Below are 448 nucleotides of genomic sequence, written 5' to 3' on the forward strand. Positions count from 1 at the left end.
ATTTGTATTTTCCTACGGGATATTGCCTGATGTTGAATCCTAGAAAATCGAACCCGGGTTCCTCAAACTTGCCATTATACTCGATAGGTTTGAGTGTGTGACATATTCGGGTCTTTTCAGGTTTAATCTCTAGTCCTACAGGTTTTAGCCACTTAGAAATAGCAGTTTTGCACTGTTCAATGATTCCTAGGTCTTTAGAGATGACCACAAAATCATCGGCATATCTTATAAGGTTCGCCTGAGTGGCTGTGTCTTGATTTGGATACATTTCTTTAACTAGCCTTTCTATTCCCAACAGTGCGATGTTGGCGAGTATTGGACTTATTACCCCTCCTTGAGGTGTCCCTGTTTCTGTATCCTCGAATACACCGTTATCTAGCACACCAGCTTTTATCCATTGTTTCAGGTCTCTTTTTAGGCTGCTTGGACAATGAATTTTGGACAGTAG

1 protein-coding gene is annotated in these 448 nt (G+C 41.1%); it reads right to left on the reverse strand.

What is annotated here, in order from left to right; translation table 11 throughout:
• Positions 1-448 (reverse strand): reverse transcriptase domain-containing protein (locus P5674_RS25950; RefSeq protein ID WP_315670494.1); only part of this gene is annotated, 448 nt, incomplete at both ends.

This window comes from Limnospira sp. PMC 289.06 (assembly GCF_032350395.1).
GTDB classification, from domain to species: domain Bacteria; phylum Cyanobacteriota; class Cyanobacteriia; order Cyanobacteriales; family Microcoleaceae; genus Limnospira; species Limnospira platensis.